Source organism: Neobacillus sp. Soil_C_43, from assembly GCF_057656715.1.
Map to the genome: position 1 here is coordinate 38140 of NZ_JBDGJV010000027.1, position 18789 is coordinate 56928.

An 18789-nucleotide genomic window follows, 5' to 3' on the forward strand; every position below is an offset into this window, starting at 1 on the left:
TCGGGAGAAAATGAAGGGAATTGTCCACACCACTCCCCTTGACTATTCCAAGACATTTAGCCGGCTCTCGCATAATGAAGTCTATTTAAAGCTAGAGAATCTTCAAAAAACAGGATCCTTTAAAGTGAGAGGCTCTTACAATAAGCTGACCTCCCTTTCAAAAGATGAATTAAAAAATGGGGTCGTCGCAGCGTCTGCTGGGAACCATGCCCAAGGGGTTGCGTATTCAAGCCAAATGCTAGGCGTTCCTTGTAAAATTGTCATGCCTAAAGGCGCTCCTCTTAGTAAGATAGAAGCCACTAAGCAATATGGGGCCGAGGTTATTTTAGAAGGTGCGGTTTTTGATGATGCCCTCGCGTATGCATTACAATTGAAAGGCCAACTGAAAACCACATTTATTCATGCTTTTGATGATGAAGCCATTATTGCCGGACAAGGAACAGTCGGATTAGAAATCCTTGAGCAACTGCCAGAAGTTGAGGCCATTATTTGCCCTATTGGCGGCGGCGGACTTATAGCCGGGGTTGCGATGGCAGTGAAGGAGAAGAATCCTCATGTATCTGTCTATGGTGTTCAAACAGTCGCCTGTCCAAGTATGAAAGAGTCCATATTAGCGAATAAACCTGTAATAGTTCAGTCGTCACCCACGATGGCCGATGGAATTGCTGTTAAAAAACCAGGTGAGAAAACCTTTGAGATTGTTCAGAAGTACGTGGACGATATTTATTGTGTCGATGAAATGGAAATTGCCCGAACGATGTTGATGCTTTTAGAACGAAACAAGTTGCTGGTGGAAGGTTCCGGGGCTACTTCCCTCTCCTCCCTGCTTTTCGAAAAAGTAAAGCTGAAAGAGAAAAAAGTGGTCGCCATTTTGAGCGGCGGAAACGTGGATATGAGTTTTATCTCAAGAATCATCGAACGCGGCATGGTCGAGGCAGGCAGGTATGCTGATTTTACCATTACCTTAAAAGATAAACCTGGTGAGCTTCAAAGAGTCCTAAGCACGATTACTGATCTCGACGCCAATGTTCAATCTGTTAATCTACATCGGATGGGGAAAAATATCTATCCTGGTTTTGCCCAAATCGAGATTTCTGTTGAAACAAAAAATCACGAACATATTGAACAGCTTTATCATGCCCTACTAGAGAAAAGTTGCAATGTACAAATGGGACAATATTAGCGGATAATCACAAAAAGAAAGAGGAAGAGCAAAGCATTCCATCTCGCTCTTCTTCTCTCTTTTTTTAAATCTTTTTCACGAATTCCGATTTTAATTTCATTGCACCAAAACCATCAATCTTGCAATCAATATCATGATCGCCATCAACCAAACGAATGTTTTTAACCCTAGTTCCAATTTTTAAAACGGATGAGCTTCCTTTAACTTTCAGGTCCTTGATGACGGATACCGTATCACCATCGTTTAACGTATTCCCGTTTGCATCTTTCACAATCTTTTGGTCTTCATTCGTCTCGGGTCCTGTTACTACACTCCACTCATGCGCACATTCCGGACATACAAAAAGGCTTCCATCCTCGTATGTGTATTCTGAATTACACTTTGGGCAATTTGGTAAATTAGACACGATCTCATATCCTCCAATCACCCCCAGTACATAATAATAAACCTTCCCTGGGAGTTTTTCATATGCTTATATATTGTCATAGTCTCCTTCTAGCGACAAGTCATCCTCGGTATTTCTATTCTAAATAAACCTCTTCCATTTTTACCTAAAATTACTAGTATCCTTGACTAGTTACCGTTTTATCCATTTTTCCTCCTTTACGGGCACTAGTCACCTCGACTAGTTACCGTTCACTCTGTTTTTCTCCCTTCTCGGGCACTAGTCGCTCCGACTAGTTACCGCTACACTCTGTTTTTCTTTTTTCAAAGGCACTAGTCGATCCCACTCGCTGCTATCAAAAAAAGAATCCCTTTATGAAGGAATTCCTTAGCGAAAAGATAAAGAATCAAACTACATCACTTGCTTCTCTTTCCTAATAGCAGGAGAAGCAACGGTGATTCCCGTTGTTTCCTCAAAATTAAATAGACTTGAAGGCAAGTCAGTAAATCGCTCTAATTCATTGTAAGCAGGAATACCATGATAAGACATATCCAAGCCCTCGTCTTCTTCCTGTATAGTTGCTCGGAAACCGACTGTCATTTGGCATACTTTTGCAATAAAGGTGCCACCAATTAGGCCCCAGACGATTACAACTGCTGCACCTAAAAGTTGTACCTTTAAGAGCGAGAAATCACCAGTGGTCAATAATCCTTGTGACTTATCAAGCAAGCCGACAGCAATGGTTCCAAACACACCGCCGAAACCATGAACAGCCACAGCTCCCACCGGATCATCCACCTTCAAAAAATCAACAAATAAGGTAGCATAAATCACTATCAACCCACTAATGGCTCCAATTAAAATAGCGCTCCACTCAGAAACATAAGCACAGCCAGCAGTTATGGAAACCAATCCAGCTAATACACCATTGATCGTCATACTTGGATCTGCTTTTCCAAACTTTTTCATCGTTAGAAACAAAGCAACAGAACCACCGCTCGCTGCGGCTAACATCGTGTTGATGGCAATGGGTGCTAGCGCTGAACTTGATGCATCCAATGTACTGCCTGCATTAAAAGCAAACCAACCGAACCACAAAATAAAGGCACCCGCTGATGCTAATGGAATGTTACTCGGTGCAAACACATTCACGCTGCCATCCGAATTAAATCTTCCTCTTCTTGGACCCAGTAATTTGGCCATTGCAAAAGCGGCAAACCCACCAACAGCATGTATAGCTGCTGATCCCGCAAAGTCCTTGATTCCTAACTTTGCTAACCAACCATCGCTATTCCATATCCAATGACCAGATAGCGGATAGATAATCATACTGATCAATACAGCTGTAACCACATAGGCTTTAAAGTTCATCCGTTCAGCAACTGCACCTGAAATAATCGAAATGCAAGCTACTGCAAACCCCATTTGAAAAAGAACAAATGCAACGCTTGGCAGCTCCATCGAAAGAGCGATTTTATCGGGACTTCCAAAAAGAGTCGTTCCTATAAATCCAAAGGTATCCTCACCAAACATAATTCCAAATCCGATCAACCAAAAGGCTAAGGCTCCAATGGTTAAGTCTACGAAAATTTTCATCGTCACATTCACTGCATTTTTCGTACGGACAAACCCGGCTTCTAATAAACTAAATCCACCTTCCATAAACAGCACCATCGCTGCAGCAAGGACGACCCAAACCGTATTGATATACATTAACTCCAAAAGATCACCCCTTTTCGCTCGCTAAGTCATCGATATCATAGTCAATTGTGCCTGTTCGAATATTGTAAGCTTCTAGAATAGGATATACGTATATTTTCCCATCTCCATCTACACCTGTCTGAGCAGCAGTAACAATAGTCTTAATAGTGGATTCCACCAAATAATCCGAAAGAACAATTTCCAATTTCACTTTTGGATGAAGGGTGACCTGATAATTTTTCCCCCGGTATACTCCTTGCGTATCTTTTTGTTTCCCTCTACCTACCACCTGAGAAACGGTAAATCCTGTAATTCCTATTTTCTTTAATCCTTTAATCGTATCCGTGAGCCTCTCCGGTCGAATGATCGCCTCAATCTTTTTCAAAGAATCAGCCCCTAATGTTATATTTCCTAACATCAATATGTAAAAATATATAACATTAGTAAAGTGACCGTCAATGTATTTTTATTCCAATTTGAATATTCAGAAATCCAATTAAACGTTTGATTAGTTTTTTCACACAAAAAGGGCACCCATTTTTTCTATTAAGCCGTTCTCTTTTGAGGTACCCGCAGCTATAAAAACACATATAAAGTCAGAAAAAATAGCAGAGTAATTCGCATATGAATTCGCTCTGCCTTTTTTTGGTTAGAAGGTGTTTTTTAAAATTGTAGATATTAATCGGATTGGGGTAACATCTTAACAAAGTATTTTGGGGATTCGGTAAACCCTTGTCGGACATAAAACCTATGTGCATCTATCCTTCTTGAATGGCAATGCACTTCGATTCTATCGCAATTTCTTTTATTGGCTAAATTAGTACAATACTCCTCAATCTCTCGTCCTATTCCCATACCCCTAATGTTTTTATCAACTGCAAAATAACTTATCCTTGCGAAATCTCCTTTGACAGCCAATTGAGGTATAAAATGTATGGAAATTAAAGCGATAATCCTACTATCTTTATCGTAAACCAATAACTCCTCATTTGGGTCAGTAAGGAGTGTTTCTATTTTTTCTTTTATGAAAGTCTCGGTATCTGGATAGTTCAGCTGGTTTAACAATAAAGAAATTTGCTTCCAATCCTCCACATTTGCTGTTCTAATCCCCAATTATTCCACTCTCCAATTTATTAATTTATTTATACCTATTGAAAACCTCGTATTTTTATTCTCTAACCTACCCCAATGGTTAAAATAAGCTTCTCTGGTTATCTTACTAGATATTTGTTCGAAATAATGCTAAAAGCAGTGCGATTTCAGGTGCGAAATCCACTGCTTTTATACTTGTGTTTATATTTGCTTTTTCCTATGCGGGTACTCCAAAAGAGAACGGTTTATTTTTCTATGGATACCCCTTTTTTATCTAGTTCTCACTACTCGATTCAAGTATTTCTTTTATTTTTTGTAAATCTTTCTTGTTAGCCTTTTTCATCATGGGAGCCATAAACGGAGCAAAGATTTTGGAAAAGCCTGTTGGAATTCCTTTGTTCCTTAATGTCATTCGTGTTCGATTGCCCTCCAGAGCTTCCCACGTATAGGTGGTTTCCATTGGAAATGGACCCTGTGAGGTTCTCATCACCAGCTTTTTCTCCGGCTCAAGCTCTATAATTTCATATATATAGGCAAGCTCCCGCCCAAGAAATTGCGCCTTAAAGGCCACTCGTGAACCCATGGCCAGCGGTTTTTCCGTTTTCCATTCAGAGGACTGAATATTAATATACCATTCGGGGGCATTGTCAGGATCCATTGCATACTGTGAAACTTGCCCAACGGGGCGGTCGATGATGATCTCTGTAAAAACGTCTACCAAAATTTGATCCCCCCCTTACGCGTATTCCTTCCGAACAATCGCTATGTTGTCTTTATGGCATTGCTTCGTAAAGTTAGATGGAAAAGACATTTCCTCTTCTAAGGCTGTCAATGCCTCTGCGTCCTCGTTCTTCACAGCAGAAATCAATCGCTCGAGATAATCTTGAGATACTTGAATCCGGCGCTGAATCTCTTGAAGATTTGTTGTCGTTTTGCCATGACCTGGAACCAATACAGAAATCTTATGGTTTACAAGAATTTCCCCTGCTTTTCGAAGAGTTTGTTCGTATGCTTTAGCACTGTGATAAATAAACGGCAATTCAAAATCAGAAAGATAATCCCCCGCAATCCAAAGCCCAAGCGGTTCGATCACTGTAAATAACCCATCATGCGTATGTCCCTGCGCCAGATAGAAGGTGAGCGTTGACCCTCCAATTACAAGCTTCTGCCCATCTTCACCAATCACCATATCCACCTCTGGAAAGGCAATCGGATATGGCGGTTGTATGTAATAGTCATTATAGAACTGACGAATCATATCTACCTTTTTCTCTTTATCAGGATGCTCTTGGAGTCCTTTACTTCCGATAACCTTTGCCCCTGGGAAAGCAAGGTAACCAATGACATGGTCAAAATCTCCGTGTGTAAAAAGAAGGTAAAGCTCTTTTTCCCCTTGAATGCTAGCAACATGTCTTTGGATCTCTTCTATTTCCTGAGGCAGCCAATTTGGGTCTACCACGAGAACAAAATCCTTCGTATCTACAACCGTACATGTCGTTTGGTAGAGTGCACTTTGAAACACGGTGATGTGTTCATTTCTAAATAGAATCATTACTTCTCCTCTTTCCCTAAGGAATTAATACAATTTTGCCGGTGCTTTTTCGGCTCTCTAGATAGCAATGTGCTTCTTGGCCATTACTTAGTGCAAAGGTTGTTGGTTCGGCTAATCGTACTTTTCCCTCCTGCATCCAGCTGAACAACTCACTTGAACGAGCTACCCGCTCTTCACGAGAAGTAAGGACATTCCATAGGTCTCCACCGGTCAAGGTTTTTGATGTATCCATTAACATTCTTGGATCAACCAGTGCTGGATCTCCCCCCGCCATTCCGTAAAATACTACCGTCCCACCGATACGGGTTACTTCAAAGCTATCTTGAAGCGTTGAACCTACTGATTCATAAACTACGTCCACACCTTTACCGTCTGTTGCCTCGAATATTTGCTTCTTCCAATCATCCTTGTACAAGAATACCTTGGATGCTCCAGCTTCTTCTGCTACTGCTGCTTTTTCAGCAGAAGATGTTAAGCCAATTACCTTTCCTCCGAGCAAATTGACCATTTGTACCAACAACTGTCCGACTCCACCTGCTGCCGCATGGACGAGAACCACATCATTCTTTTTCACAGCATAGCTATCACGTGTTAGATAGTGGGCAGTTAAGCCTTGCAGCATGACGGATGCCGCCTCATTAAATGAAATTGTTTCAGGTACAGGTATCGCTTTTTCAAACGGAACCGCTACTAACTCAGCGTTCGCATAAGGCACATCCGCAAAAGCAATCCGGTCGCCAACTTGGATTCCTTGAATATTCGCCCCGATTTCTTCAACGATACCTGCTCCTTCATACCCTAGAATATAGGGAGGTTCTCCCGCAAGGTGGTAGTTTCCTTTTCTTCTATATATATCAGCAAAGTTTAAACCAATTGCTTTCATTCTCACCAATATTTCATTAGGACCGATGACCGGATTAGGGATTTTCGCATACTCCAGGACTTCTTGCCCTCCAAATGTATTAAACACAAGTGCTTTCAACTAAATTACCTCATTCTGTAGATTTTTCATTACGCATCTATTAAATAGAATAATGAAATGGATTGCAACTTAATTATTATTTAGAAGCGGCAGTTCCAGCAGTTTCTTTTTTGTAAAGCGGAAAAGAAGGATCAACAATATTGCCGTAACTGGATAAAAAGGAATGGAATAATAAAGCTTCCATCCCGTGTATGTCAGCGCATGATTTTTTACAGTAATCCATTCAAATAAGAGAGAAAAGCCTGTCCAAAATAGAATATACCAAAATGTTTTTTTTCCATAGAGCTGAAATTTATCGTAACCAAACAAAAATAGTAAAGAGGCACATGGATATATAAACAGATGGTATAGTGCACCAGAAGCCTCATAGGTAGGATTGTCACCATAAATATATAATCTGAAAGGAGTGGCAAGAAGAAAATAATCAATCGTTGCAACAAATCCGATATTCCATATCCAAATAATGATTACAATAACAAGAGGAAAATACTTTCTAATTGGTATAGTTAATAAAATGATTACAGCAGTGGTTAAAATAAAATACCATTCATTCCAATCAAAGGTCACATTCATAAATGGTTGCCCCCTTTATAAAGGATTCTGCGAAAGACCTTCATACAAACAAGTAACACCGATAGAGTTGCCACCCAATAAGCAAATGACCACCACACCCGCCAATGTTTATGAATCAGAACACCTAAGAGATCTGATAAATATTCCAAGCCTGTTAAAAAGAAGACGAAGCTACTGAATAAAAGAAACTTTTTCCAGTTTGTCGTTAAAATAAGAAAGAAATGAAGAAAAATAACCATGATGATAGGAAATAGAATAGTTCGGTTAAGGAAGTGAGAAAATTCCAAGCTTAGTTTTTCAGGGACAATCAATGTTTTAAAATTCATAAAACAAATCGCGGAGAAGTTTTGATAGAGATAGGTGCTGATCATCCAATACACGATGATTTCGAGTATATGGAGCATCTTCTTTTTTTTGATAAAAAGAAATATAGCAAGCACATTTAAGACGATATAAAAGAATAAAACCATTCAAGTTGACCCCTTCGATGTTTGCTTATTTCCTTTACTTATCAATTATCATGTTCCATTCAAAGGGGATTTATTATACATTGTATTTTCTTACACTTTGAACAAAAAATAGATACGATTTGCTTGTTTTGAAAAATACAAATTTTAATCTCATATATAACAAATGACAAAAAACAAAATTTGTCATTTGATTATTGTCATTGATTTTGCTAAAATAAATTCATCTTATCAGTGGAGGTACGTTACTTATGCAAAATAAACTACTTGGAAAAAATGGTCCAAACGTTTCTGCTATAGGACTTGGTTGTATGGGAATGTCCGATCTTTATGGTAAAGCTGACCGTAAAGAAAGTATCGCTACGATTCATGCTGCATTAGAAGCAGGTGTCACTTTATTTGATACTGGAGATTTCTACGGGGTGGGTCACAATGAGTTACTTTTAAACGAAGCACTAATAGGAACAAAGCGTGATAATGCCTTTATTGCCGTTAAGTTTGGTGCCATGCGTTCTCCTGATGGAGGTTGGGTTGGCGTTGATACCCGTCCGCAGGCAGTAAAGAACTTTTTATCTTACACGTTACAACGATTAGGCGTGGATTATATTGACTTGTATCAACCAGCACGTGTCGATCCGAACGTACCTATTGAAGAAACCGTGGGTGCGATTGCCGACATGGTGAAAGCGGGTTATGTGAGAAACATTGGTCTTTCAGAGGCAAATGCAAACACGATCCGGCGTGCACATGCCGTCCATCCGATTAGCTGGCTTCAAATTGAATATTCCCTTTTTAGCCGTGGTATTGAAAAAGAAATTTTACCAACCTTACGTGAACTAGGAATCAGTCTTTCCGCATATGGTGTCCTGTCACGAGGCTTGTTAAGTGGAAAATGGTCGAAGGATCGCCAAGGAGCACCTGACTTCCGTTCTTTCGCCCCACGCTTTATGGGTGAAAATTTAGATAAGAATCTAGCACTTGTTGAGGCGTTGCGTGTAATCGCTGAGGAAAAACAAACCAATGTAGCACAGCTTGCTATTGCTTGGGTTCTTTCACGCGGAGAGGATGTCATTCCGTTAATTGGTGCGCGTAAACAGGCTCAGCTTCAAGATGCCCTTGATGCGGTGAACTTAAAGTTAAGTCCTGCTGACCTTGAAAGAATTGAAGCGGCAGTTCCACCGGAAGCAGTTGCTGGCACCCGTTATGCTGCTGAACAAATGAACCAACTGGGAGTAGAATAAAGTGGCTGATCAAATCTTAACCAAAGAAACGATCCTAGATACGGCGGAGGAAGTCCTTCGCCGATTTGGTCCTGAGAAAACTAGTGTGGTGGATGTTGCTCGGGCATTAAATGTCAGTCACGGAACTATTTATCGTCATTATCCTAGTAAGGCAGCATTAAAGGAAGCGGTGGCGGCAAGATGGCTTCATAGTATCTCGGAACCATTAGCGGCTGTTTTTAACCAGGATTGCTCTGCAACAGAGCGTTTATATTTATGGGTAAAGACGCTGATTCAGATTAAACATTCCAAGGTGAAGGAAGACCCGGCGTTATTTGCCATGTACTCGATGCTTGTGGAAGAGTCGGTGGAAGCGATTGATACTCATATTCGAGAATTGATTGGACAAATCATCCCCATTGTTGAAGCTGGAATTGCTAGTGGAGAGTTTAAATCAACGGATGCTGCAGGCACAGCTAGCGGTGTCTTTATGGCAACGGCTCGTTTCCATCATCCTGCCCTTGCAAAAGAATGGGCCTCGCCTACCATTGAGCAGGAATTTGAGATTGTTTGGAAATTAATTCTTTCTGGGATTGTAAAATAAGAAAAGCCCAAGCGCCTTGGTCAGCCCCGACAGGCAAATGTTCTTCTGCAAGAAAAGTCGCTCTTTGACTTTTATTGCAGAAGGTTATTTGACCCGAGGGGCTAGGCGCTGGAGCTGGACATTTCTCGAAGTCGAATTTCACACTTCCATATTATGTGAGAAAAGGAAGTGCCATCGGGGGTTCATTCTCGATGCGCACTTCCTTTTTATGTTTAGAGAATTCCAGGCTTGATTAAGCTCATGCTAATGTCCCACAGTTTCCGTGTTGCTTCTTGGTCTTTTGCAGCATCAGTGGTTTCTGCTTCTTTACAGTTGACAAAGAACTTACCACTTACACCTTCAACAGCAGGAGAAGAAGCAAGATAGACAGGTGTCACTGCACCTTTTTCAGCTTTAGCTGAGAGTGTCTTAAATAATGTCCGAAGAACCCATGGCATGTCATGCATAAGATTGGATCGAATAATTCCAGGGTGCAGGCTGTTGACGGTAATAGGCTTTCCTGCAAGGCGTTTCGAAAGCTCGTTTGTAAACAAGATTAATCCTAACTTTGTCGGACCGACCGCTCTGAAAAATGCATAGTTTTGCTCGGTCATGAGGTCATCAAAATTCATTTTAATCCCATTATGTTTCGATGCTACATTAATAATGCGCCCCTCACCACTTGCTTCAAGCGAATCTAATAACAAATGTGTGAGGATGAAATGAGATAAATAATTCGTGGCAAATGTCGTCTCAATCCCATCTTCTGTTTCAGAACGCTTTGATAAAAAGACAGCAGCATTGTTGATGAGTACATCGAGCTTGGTATACTTTTTCTTGAATTCTTCTGCCGCTTGTTTAACTGAACGTTGAGAGGATAAATCGGCTAAAAGCAGGTCTACATGGATGTTACCTGTATTTTCAATGATTTCTTGGCGCGCTTTTTGTCCCCGTTCCTCATTTCTGCACAACAGAACAATCGTTGCCCCTTTTCTTGCTAATTCCATTGCTGTTGCTTTGCCTATCCCTGAGTTACCGCCTGTTATTAAACAAATTTTCCCCTTCATCTCGAGTTCTCCCCTTAAAATATCTTATTTAGTACATTCTCTTTTCAATTTTTCTGTAGGTTTTGCCATGGATAGCATTTAGGACAGGCTCAGATGCAAGAAAGTCATGAGGAAACCCTAGTTCAATTTTACTTGCGTCACTTAGTTGGCTAAGATGTTCATCTGAAAGCTCGAAGGATAAACTTCCTAGATTATCTTTCATTTGTTCTTCTCGTTTTGCTCCAATTAGCGGAATCACCGTTCCTGACTGCTGACGCACCCAGTTTAATGCTACTTGGGCAGGTGAAACGTTAAGTTCCTTCGCCACTTCCTCCACGACTGCAGCAATCGCTCGGTTTCTTTCATTTAATCGTGCACTTTGCGGAGATAATCTACCGTTTACAGCGGAAGGGTTATTATATTTTCCTGTTAATGCACCACCGGCCATCGGCGCCCAAGCAGTCACACCTATATCAAGTGCTCGCGCCATAGGTAATAAATCTCTTTCAGGAGTCCGTTGCAATAAATTGTATTCTACCTGCAAGCCGATAAATGGCGTCCAACCTCGTAATGAGGCAAGCATATTCGCTTGAGAGACAATCCAAGCAGGCGTATCAGAGATTCCAACATAAAGGATTTTTCCTGAACGAACTAAATCATCAAGTGCTCTCATTACTTCTTCTACAGGGGTCATGAAATCCCAGGCATGGAGCCATAGTAAATCAATGTAATCTGTCTGAAGCTGCTTTAAACTCTTTTCAACGGATTGGACAAGATTTTTCCGATGGTTCCCTCCGCCATTCGGATCGTTTGGACGAGTGTTGAGTGTATATTTTGTTGCCACAACATATTGCTCTCGTTGTTCCCGGATAAACTCTCCCACATATTTCTCACTGGTTCCATTCGTATAATTTACTGCCGTATCGATAAAATTCCCGCCTGCTTCTACGAATGCTTGAAAGATTTTTTGACTTTCTTCCTTTGAGGCACCAAAACCCCAATCTTCCCCAAACGTCATTGTACCTAATGCTAACTCTGATACTCTTAATCCGCTTTTTCCTAGTAATTTATACTTCATGAAACAGCCCTCTTTTCTTAAAAAATAGCTCATTTCGTATACTTGTTTCTCTCTGTCAATTATTGTTCCTAATTTAAAGGTAACTTCTGACAGGGTTAATGAATTTTTGGTCAACTCTGTCAGAACATGAGCCAACTTCTGACAGGGTTAATGAATTTTTGGTCAACTCTGTCAGAACATGAGCCAACTTCTGACTAGGTTGATAAGCTTTTGGTCAACTCTGTCAGAACATGAGCTAACTTCTGACAAGGTTGATAATTTTTGGGTCAACTCTGTCAGAACATGAGCTAACTTCTGACAAGGTTGATGAATTTTTGGTCAACTCTGTCAGAACATGAGTCAACTTCTGACAGGGTTAATGAATTTTTGGTCAACTCTGTCAGAACATGAGCCAACTTCTGACAGGGTTGATGAATTTTTGGTCAACTCTGTCAGAACATGAGCCAACTTCTGACAGGGTTGATATATTTTTGGTCAACTCTGTCAGAACATGAGCCAACTTCTGACATGGTTGATGAATTCTAATATTAATAACAACAAACTTCGCGAAAACAGCCAAAAGATTAATATGAAGCTTTTAACTGTTCTACTAATTTTTCCGCGCTTTCTCGAACTTGCTCGCTAGTTAGGAAACGGACACCTTGTGCTGTATATGTTGGTAAAAAGCGCATTCCTGTCAGGTTTGCTGTGGCTTGGAATGGCTTCGTTAGCTCACTCATGCTGTAGTGATTATAACCACCCGCTTGGTAAGCTGCTTCCGGTCCGCCAGTTGAAATCGCAAGCATAAATTCTTTTCCACGTAATTTCGTTCCTTCAGAGCCATATGCCCATCCGTAAGTGAGAACAACATCCTGCCACTCCTTTAATAGAGAAGGACTGCTGTACCAGTAGAATGGGAACTGGAAGACAATTCTGTCGTGGTCAAGCAATAGTTTTTGTTCATGAGCGGCGTCAATTTTTCCATCAGGATAGGCTGCGTATAATTCATGCACCGTAATATCTTTTTCTTGATGTAATCGATCAGCCCACATTTTGTTTATAACTGAGTTTTTTAAGTTTGGATGTGCGACAATAACTAATGTCTTCATGATGAATTCTCCTTTAAATTTGTATATACAAATGATTAATAAAAAATATATCTAGAGGTATTTTCTCTCAAAACACCTCTATTAAATGGTTAAGCATTAATCAATGACGGTTGAAGAACATATTCTACGTAATCTTTTGTGCTTTGTGCAAGCTGTTCATCTGTAACATAGGCAACACCATTCAACACAAATAATGGCATGAAACGTGTTCCAATCAAATTGCTTGTTTGTTGTAACGGTGTGGTTAATGTCTCCATGGTAAAATGATTGTATCCTGTCGGCTGATAAGAATCTGTTGGACCAAAAGTTGAAATCGCAAGTCCTAGTTCTTTTCCGTGAAGCTTGTCGCCGCCTTCTCCATATGCCCATCCATAGGAAAGCACTTCATCCTGCCATTGCTTTAACAAAGGTGGTGTGCTGTACCAGTAGAATGGGAATTGAAGAATAATACGGTCATGCGCCTCTAATAGTTTTTGCTCTTGTTCAACATTTATTTTTCCATCAGGGTATGCTTCATAAAGTGTATGGATGGTTAACTCTTCATGCTTTTTCAACTCTTCCATCCACGCACGATTAATTCTAGATTGCTCAAGATTAGGGTGAGTAATAATTACAAGTGTTTTCATCATTTAGTCTCCTTTTTCTGTCTAATATTAGGTTTAGCCTCAAAAAATGTTTCATTCCAAAATAGCATTTATTTGTACATACAAATGAATACTTAAAAAAATATTACTTTTCTTCAAAAATGACTTCTACTTCTTTTCTTGTTTCATACATGCTATAAAAAGTATCTGCAATATTTTCAGGTGAGTAGTACGTTCCTTCTTTAACAAATCCTTTAATTGTTAGAGTTCCGACATAAACACCTTTAACACTTAATTCTTGATGTAAGCTATGTGCTAAGCTGCGGATGCCTGCTTTGCCAATCGCTAAGGATGCATAATCAGCAAATGGATGAATCGCCAACCCTCCGCCAGTTAAAAGGATCGTTCCGTTTTCAAGGTAAGGAAGGACTTCTTTTACACTTGAAAGGGCCCCAGCCACATTGATTTTAAAATCTTTAACTAAGTCATCTATGCTTAATGTTGTCGGCTTACCTAGTCTAACTGCTGCCGCGTTGTATAATAGAACATCAATTTTTCCGTAAACTTTAATCACTGAGTCTATTGCTGCTTTTAAAGATACTTCTGATGAAACATCCCCCGGAAAGCCATTTGCCGTAATTCCTTCAGCTCGTAGCTCTTCTTCGTACTTCTGTAAAGCATCTATACGTCGTGATACAAGGGCAACTTTAAAGCCTTCTTTACCGAATTTCTTTGCAGTACTTAAGCTAATTCCAGGCCCTGCACCGACAATCAACAATACCTTTTCTTTCATAAAATGGCCTCCATATTCAAGTTTCTAAACCATCTATATTTGTATATGCAAATGATAGGGTAAAAAAATTACAGTTCTTTTTCTAGCTTATTGCTTGCTTCATGAAGCATCTTGCTTAAATCCATACTGAATTCTCGCCCTAAAATGTCGGAATAACCCACGAACAATTCTTTTAAAGAAACACGGAATTGATGGTATACTTTTTCTCCTTCATCAGTTAAAGAGATATGCGTTTGTTTTCCATCCATTTTTCGTGTAACCAGCTTAAGTTTTTCTAGTTTATCTATAAACCGCGTACTGGTCGAAGGTGCAATGGAGAGCTTATGGCATAAATCTTTTTGATTGATCTCAGGATGGAATTTTACAATCATGATCATGTATAAATAAGAAGGTGCAAGTTCCCCGAAATCGAACGTCTTCTCTGCCAATTTTGAAATGTTACGAGCAAAACGGCTTGCTGTAAAATATAAACAATGAATTAATATTTGTTCTTCTTCATTCATTATTGCTCAGTCCCTTTTTTCATTTGCATATACAAATTAACATGGATTATCATTTTAGTCAACTAAGAAAAGTTCAGTTTTCTTGTGATAGTTTTCAACAGTATATATTATTAACTGTGTTGGAAAAATTAGATTAACAATTTTTAACAAAGGATGATAGTGATGAAAGCATTACTTTTACATGAAAAAGGTCTTTGGAAAGAGATGAAGGTAGAAGAAATAGATATTCCGAAACCAAGTGCAGGTGAGTTATTGATTGAGGTTCATGCAGTAGGACTCAATCCGGTTGATTATAAAACGGCAACAGGCGGCAATTCAAATTGGGCATACCCTCATATTCTAGGATTAGATGTTGCTGGGGTAGTTGCAGAAGTAGGCGAATGTGTAACTGGTTGGGCAAAAGGCGATCGAGTAGTGTATCATGGGGATCTTACGAAAAAAGGCGGTTATGCTGAATACGCAGTGACAACTGCTCATACAGTTTCACGGATTCCAGATCAAGTAACCTTCGAAGATGCTGCGGCTTTGCCAACAGCGGGATATACTGCTTATCAATCCTTATTCCGTAAGCTTCCAATGGACCACATTGATACCCTTCTCATTCACGGCGGTGCTGGTGGCGTAGGTGGGTTTGCTGTTCAATTAGCGAAGTCGGCTGGTAAAACAGTTATCTCTACGGCTTCTCGGCATAATCACGAGTATGTGCAATCACTTGGTGCGGACTATGTTATCGATTATCGGGAAGAAGATGTGAAGGCGAAGGTAATGGAGATTACTAATGGCCGTGGAGTAGATGCCGTGATTGATGCGGTAAGCCGTCAAAGTGCCACCGATTCATTGGACATGCTCGCCTTTTTAGGACACATCGTTCATATTTCTGGTGCCCCTGATTACACACAGGTGAAGCCTTTTACCAAAGCAATTTCTTTCCATGAGATTGCTCTTGGGCCTGCCCATCAATCCGGAGATCGAAAGGCACAAGAAGATTTAGGTGTGATGGGGAACGAAATGCTCGCATTATTGGCAGAAGGAAAAATTTCGTCTATGTTAAAAGAAGTGATCACACTTGAACAAGTACCTGAAGCACTATCCCGTCTTGCTGAACGACATGTGAAGGGGAAGATTGTAGCGAAAATAAAGTAAGATGCTGAGTTAGGCGAACAGTTGGATTCTGTTCGCCTTTAAAATTTGTAGCGGTGATTTATGATTCGCCGATAAAACATGTATATTCGCCGATAAACGCATGGAATTCGCTGATAAAAGTTAAAAATTCGCTGATAAGATGTAATTTTACACCAAGCAACATAGTCTAGCTATCCCAAAAACTAGCAAAACGCCTATTTTTTATTAGAGGCACCGCAGATCGACTTTGATGATACATTTCCATAGCAGAATATGACTCTTCTACATCGCTTTAGGTTACTGCTCTCTCCATAATCCACCAAACAACTCAAACATACCAGTCTGACTTGTTCCCTCAAGATTTATTAGGAAAGGAGTCTCTCCTTTTTTCTCTAATACCTTTTTGACTGGTCCCTCTCCAAGTGGTGTACAGAACAATAGACTTGTGCCTGAGAGGTCTAGTTTTTGGCATATAGCATTCATGGCTGCATCAATAAATTCCTCACTAGGCTCAAGGTTTAATAATTCTCCCCACTTGGTTATGGTATTTTCTAAGTTTTGAACCACAGACCCTACACTCCCAAATGTTGGATTCCCTATCTGATGGTTACCTATTAATCCTTGCTCTTTTAAATCTAAAAACCTCTCTTCATCAGACTTTTCCCAATCAATGAAAAATGGCATGGTAAGTTCATTGGGGTCATTTTCTAGAAATAATAGTGACCACTTAATGATTTGCCCATCAGCACGAACTCGCTCACCAGGGAATGGACCATACACTGTACGTCCCTCCTCTTTAAGCCTTGCAGCTAATTGATGGATTCTATTTGTTCGAATCGCTATTTTAGCCGGTCCCTCTTGCCCTTTTTTTGAGAGCTTCTCCACAACTTCTGTAATCAATCGATTATTTCTTTGTTTCACCGCAATTGATAAATCTTCAATTCCTAAAAACTCAATATAGCTTAACCCATAGTAGGACAAAGAGTTATACGTTCCCCACCATTGATGATGACCTCCGTTAATGGCATGAATTCCTTTCTCGTATAAAGGCACTAGTGCCTCCTCTGGCTTTTTTAGAAATATCACTAAGTGATCGAAGGAAAATGACATCTAAATAGCTCCTTTCTTCTTTTTAAAATTGACCTGTTGAATAGGCAATTGGGATGTGGCTTGCATAAGATACGCTAATAACAAATATGATTAAAATAAGAATCCTAAAAAAGGGGTCGGTTGAATGAATATTTTCAATAAAATTGCTTTATTTTTTGTCATTTTATACTCTGTTACCATTATCGTAAATACCTATTTAGGAGAAACTGAACGGGTACAGTCTAATGTTATTTACTTTTTAATGAATGGGTTTGCTTACATTGTATCAGCATTAGAAGTGGAAAGAGAAAAGGAACTACTTGAGGCAGCTTAAATTTCGGAATTAAAATTAACACAAAAAAAGCGACTGCTTAATAGCAATCGCTTTTTCCTTTTCTAGTGGGCCTAAATGGACTCGAACCATCGACCTCACGCTTATCAGGCGTGCGCTCTAACCAGCTGAGCTATAGGCCCCTAAATGGAGCGGGTGATGGGAATCGAACCCACTACATCAGCTTGGAAGGCTGAGGTTTTACCAGTAAACTACACCCGCATATTTAGATTTAATATATCTAGAAAAATGGCGGTCTGGACGGGACTCGAACCCGCGACCTCCTGCGTGACAGGCAGGCATTCTAACCAACTGAACTACCAGACCATATTGCGGGGACAGGATTTGAACCTGCGACCTTCGGGTTATGAGCCCGACGAGCTACCGGACTGCTCCACCCCGCGACAATAGAAAATATTACATTTTGTGCATGACCTTAGTTTGAAGACCGCCCCGATTTCGGAAAGCATATTCAAGCTGTGGCTCAATCGTTGCGCTGTAGATCATTCGAAGAAGCTTATTCGAACGTGCTCCACCCCGTGACGGTAAAAATTTTAAAAGAAATATGGAGGAGGAAGAGGGATTCGAACCCCCGCGCGGTATGACCCGCCTGTCGGTTTTCAAGACCGATCCCTTCAGCCAGACTTGGGTATTCCTCCGTACATATATGGTAGCGGCGGAGGGGATCGAACCCCCGACCTTACGGGTATGAACCGTACGCTCTAGCCAGCTGAGCTACACCGCCAAATATAAAATTTAATTAAGGTGGAGCCTAGCGGGATCGAACCGCTGACCTCCTGCGTGCAAGGCAGGCGCTCTCCCAGCTGAGCTAAGGCCCCCAAATTATTAAATAGTTAGGACTGGTCGGGAAGACAGGATTCGAACCTGCGACCCCTTGGTCCCAAACCAAGTGCTCTACCAAGCTGAGCTACTTCCCGTTAAAGTGCGCCCTGAGAGATTCGAACTCCCGACCTTTTGATTCGTAGTCAAACACTCTATCCAGCTGAGCTAAGGGCGCGTATAAATGAAAAGTAAAGTGGTGCCGGCGAGAGGACTTGAACCCCCAACCTACTGATTACAAGTCAGTTGCTCTACCAATTGAGCTACCCCGGCATAGGAATGAAAAATATAGTTGATTTATATGGTGGAGGATGACGGGATCGAACCGCCGACCCTCTGCTTGTAAGGCAGATGCTCTCCCAGCTGAGCTAATCCTCCAATAATGGTGACCCCTACGGGATTCGAACCCGTGTTACCGCCGTGAAAGGGCGGTGTCTTAACCGCTTGACCAAGGGGCCACTTTAAATCTTGACGCCTTAATCGCCAAAAAATAAAGTTTAGCCTGGCAACGTCCTACTCTCACAGGGACTTTCGTCCCAACTACCATCGGCGCTGAGAAGCTTAACTTCCGTGTTCG

21 protein-coding genes, 12 tRNA genes and 1 rRNA gene are annotated in these 18789 nt (G+C 40.7%); 5 read left to right on the forward strand and 29 right to left on the reverse strand.

The genetic code is table 11. The features are described 5' to 3' along the window. Window positions 1–10: 10 nt before the first annotated feature. Window positions 11–1183 (forward strand): threonine ammonia-lyase, encoded by a 1173-nt coding sequence (ilvA, locus tag AC3A54_RS23935; RefSeq protein WP_487656513.1) that lies wholly within the window; start codon window positions 11–13, stop codon window positions 1181–1183. Window positions 1184–1247: 64 nt separating this feature from the next. Here the strand turns inward: ilvA and AC3A54_RS23940 are convergent, their stop codons facing one another. From AC3A54_RS23940 to AC3A54_RS23980, 9 genes are all read right to left on the reverse strand, one after another. Beyond that, window positions 1248–1589 (reverse strand): zinc ribbon domain-containing protein YjdM, encoded by a 342-nt coding sequence (locus tag AC3A54_RS23940; RefSeq protein WP_487656492.1) that lies wholly within the window; start codon window positions 1587–1589, stop codon window positions 1248–1250. A gap of 390 nt (window positions 1590–1979) precedes the next feature. Then, window positions 1980–3290: an ammonium transporter gene (locus tag AC3A54_RS23945; protein WP_487656493.1), complete on the reverse strand. Its 1311-nt coding sequence runs from the start codon at window positions 3288–3290 to the stop codon at window positions 1980–1982. Between the two features lie 4 nt (window positions 3291–3294). Next, window positions 3295–3654, reverse strand: a complete 360-nt coding sequence (locus AC3A54_RS23950) for a P-II family nitrogen regulator (protein WP_309867518.1) — start codon at window positions 3652–3654, stop codon at window positions 3295–3297. 293 nt (window positions 3655–3947) lie between these two features. After that, a complete protein-coding gene (locus AC3A54_RS23955; protein ID WP_487656494.1) occupies window positions 3948–4382 on the reverse strand; it encodes a GNAT family N-acetyltransferase in 435 nt (144 codons plus the stop codon). Between the two features lie 253 nt (window positions 4383–4635). Next, window positions 4636–5082: an SRPBCC family protein gene (locus AC3A54_RS23960; protein WP_487656495.1), complete on the reverse strand. Its 447-nt coding sequence runs from the start codon at window positions 5080–5082 to the stop codon at window positions 4636–4638. A 15-nt stretch (window positions 5083–5097) separates the two neighbouring features. After that, window positions 5098–5913, reverse strand: a complete 816-nt coding sequence (locus AC3A54_RS23965; RefSeq protein ID WP_487656496.1) for an MBL fold metallo-hydrolase — start codon at window positions 5911–5913, stop codon at window positions 5098–5100. Window positions 5914–5929: 16 nt separating this feature from the next. Continuing rightward, window positions 5930–6895 carry a quinone oxidoreductase family protein gene (locus AC3A54_RS23970; RefSeq protein ID WP_487656497.1) on the reverse strand — a complete coding sequence of 322 codons (966 nt, stop codon included), beginning with the start codon at window positions 6893–6895 and terminating at the stop codon, window positions 5930–5932. A gap of 69 nt (window positions 6896–6964) precedes the next feature. Next, window positions 6965–7468, reverse strand: coding sequence for a hypothetical protein (locus tag AC3A54_RS23975; protein WP_487656498.1), 504 nt, complete (start codon window positions 7466–7468; stop codon window positions 6965–6967). Further along, window positions 7465–7938: a hypothetical protein gene (locus AC3A54_RS23980; RefSeq protein ID WP_487656499.1), complete on the reverse strand. Its 474-nt coding sequence runs from the start codon at window positions 7936–7938 to the stop codon at window positions 7465–7467. The genes AC3A54_RS23975 and AC3A54_RS23980 overlap by 4 nt, the downstream gene beginning before the upstream one ends. 248 nt (window positions 7939–8186) lie before the next feature. On the opposite strand from AC3A54_RS23980, the gene AC3A54_RS23985 reads away from it, so the two are divergent. Then, a complete protein-coding gene (locus tag AC3A54_RS23985; protein WP_487656500.1) occupies window positions 8187–9176 on the forward strand; it encodes an aldo/keto reductase in 990 nt (329 codons plus the stop codon). 1 nt (window position 9177) lies between these two features. After that, complete coding sequence (locus AC3A54_RS23990) at window positions 9178–9759, forward strand: TetR/AcrR family transcriptional regulator (RefSeq protein ID WP_487656501.1); 582 nt, start codon at window positions 9178–9180, stop codon at window positions 9757–9759. A gap of 212 nt (window positions 9760–9971) precedes the next feature. Here AC3A54_RS23990 and AC3A54_RS23995 read toward each other — a convergent pair whose 3' ends face one another. The 6 genes from AC3A54_RS23995 to AC3A54_RS24020 all read right to left on the reverse strand — a co-directional run bounded on the left by AC3A54_RS23995 (window position 9972) and on the right by AC3A54_RS24020 (window position 14830). Further along, a complete protein-coding gene (locus AC3A54_RS23995; protein ID WP_487656502.1) occupies window positions 9972–10805 on the reverse strand; it encodes an SDR family oxidoreductase in 834 nt (277 codons plus the stop codon). A 28-nt stretch (window positions 10806–10833) separates the two neighbouring features. Beyond that, window positions 10834–11862, reverse strand: coding sequence for an aldo/keto reductase (locus AC3A54_RS24000; RefSeq protein ID WP_487656503.1), 1029 nt, complete (start codon window positions 11860–11862; stop codon window positions 10834–10836). A 563-nt stretch (window positions 11863–12425) separates the two neighbouring features. Further along, on the reverse strand, window positions 12426–12950 hold the full coding sequence (locus AC3A54_RS24005; RefSeq protein ID WP_308081270.1) for an NAD(P)H-dependent oxidoreductase: 525 nt from the start codon (window positions 12948–12950) through the stop codon (window positions 12426–12428). An 89-nt stretch (window positions 12951–13039) separates the two neighbouring features. Beyond that, on the reverse strand, window positions 13040–13576 hold the full coding sequence (locus AC3A54_RS24010) for an NAD(P)H-dependent oxidoreductase (protein WP_487656504.1): 537 nt from the start codon (window positions 13574–13576) through the stop codon (window positions 13040–13042). A 103-nt stretch (window positions 13577–13679) separates the two neighbouring features. Continuing rightward, the gene (locus AC3A54_RS24015) at window positions 13680–14327 is read right to left on the reverse strand and encodes an SDR family oxidoreductase (RefSeq protein ID WP_487656505.1); all 648 of its coding nucleotides are present in this window, start codon (window positions 14325–14327) and stop codon (window positions 13680–13682) included. A gap of 68 nt (window positions 14328–14395) precedes the next feature. Further along, on the reverse strand, window positions 14396–14830 hold the full coding sequence (locus AC3A54_RS24020; protein ID WP_487656506.1) for a MarR family winged helix-turn-helix transcriptional regulator: 435 nt from the start codon (window positions 14828–14830) through the stop codon (window positions 14396–14398). A 162-nt stretch (window positions 14831–14992) separates the two neighbouring features. On the opposite strand from AC3A54_RS24020, the gene AC3A54_RS24025 reads away from it, so the two are divergent. After that, window positions 14993–15973 (forward strand): zinc-binding dehydrogenase, encoded by a 981-nt coding sequence (locus tag AC3A54_RS24025; protein WP_487656507.1) that lies wholly within the window; start codon window positions 14993–14995, stop codon window positions 15971–15973. Window positions 15974–16249: 276 nt separating this feature from the next. Here AC3A54_RS24025 and AC3A54_RS24030 read toward each other — a convergent pair whose 3' ends face one another. Next, window positions 16250–17062, reverse strand: coding sequence for a VOC family protein (locus AC3A54_RS24030; protein WP_487656508.1), 813 nt, complete (start codon window positions 17060–17062; stop codon window positions 16250–16252). 124 nt (window positions 17063–17186) lie between these two features. On the opposite strand from AC3A54_RS24030, the gene AC3A54_RS24035 reads away from it, so the two are divergent. Continuing rightward, window positions 17187–17375, forward strand: coding sequence for a hypothetical protein (locus AC3A54_RS24035; protein ID WP_308081275.1), 189 nt, complete (start codon window positions 17187–17189; stop codon window positions 17373–17375). A 66-nt stretch (window positions 17376–17441) separates the two neighbouring features. Here the strand turns inward: AC3A54_RS24035 and AC3A54_RS24040 are convergent. The 13 genes from AC3A54_RS24040 to rrf form a co-directional block, all read right to left on the reverse strand. Continuing rightward, a tRNA-Ile gene (locus AC3A54_RS24040) sits at window positions 17442–17515 on the reverse strand. A 5-nt stretch (window positions 17516–17520) separates the two neighbouring features. Beyond that, a tRNA-Gly gene (locus tag AC3A54_RS24045) sits at window positions 17521–17594 on the reverse strand. A gap of 28 nt (window positions 17595–17622) precedes the next feature. After that, a tRNA-Asp gene (locus AC3A54_RS24050) sits at window positions 17623–17699 on the reverse strand. A 3-nt stretch (window positions 17700–17702) separates the two neighbouring features. Next, window positions 17703–17776 (reverse strand) — tRNA-Met (locus tag AC3A54_RS24055). Window positions 17777–17938: 162 nt separating this feature from the next. Then, window positions 17939–18031, reverse strand: a tRNA-Ser gene (locus AC3A54_RS24060). A gap of 9 nt (window positions 18032–18040) precedes the next feature. Beyond that, window positions 18041–18117: transfer RNA gene (locus AC3A54_RS24065), tRNA-Met, on the reverse strand. A 21-nt stretch (window positions 18118–18138) separates the two neighbouring features. Continuing rightward, window positions 18139–18211 (reverse strand) — tRNA-Ala (locus AC3A54_RS24070). A 22-nt stretch (window positions 18212–18233) separates the two neighbouring features. Continuing rightward, window positions 18234–18310 (reverse strand) — tRNA-Pro (locus AC3A54_RS24075). A gap of 6 nt (window positions 18311–18316) precedes the next feature. Next, window positions 18317–18390: transfer RNA gene (locus tag AC3A54_RS24080), tRNA-Arg, on the reverse strand. A gap of 19 nt (window positions 18391–18409) precedes the next feature. After that, a tRNA-Thr gene (locus tag AC3A54_RS24085) sits at window positions 18410–18485 on the reverse strand. A gap of 29 nt (window positions 18486–18514) precedes the next feature. Next, window positions 18515–18590, reverse strand: a tRNA-Val gene (locus AC3A54_RS24090). 5 nt (window positions 18591–18595) lie between these two features. After that, a tRNA-Glu gene (locus AC3A54_RS24095) sits at window positions 18596–18670 on the reverse strand. 42 nt (window positions 18671–18712) lie between these two features. After that, window positions 18713–18789, reverse strand: a 5S ribosomal RNA gene (gene rrf / locus AC3A54_RS24100); the annotation flags it as partial.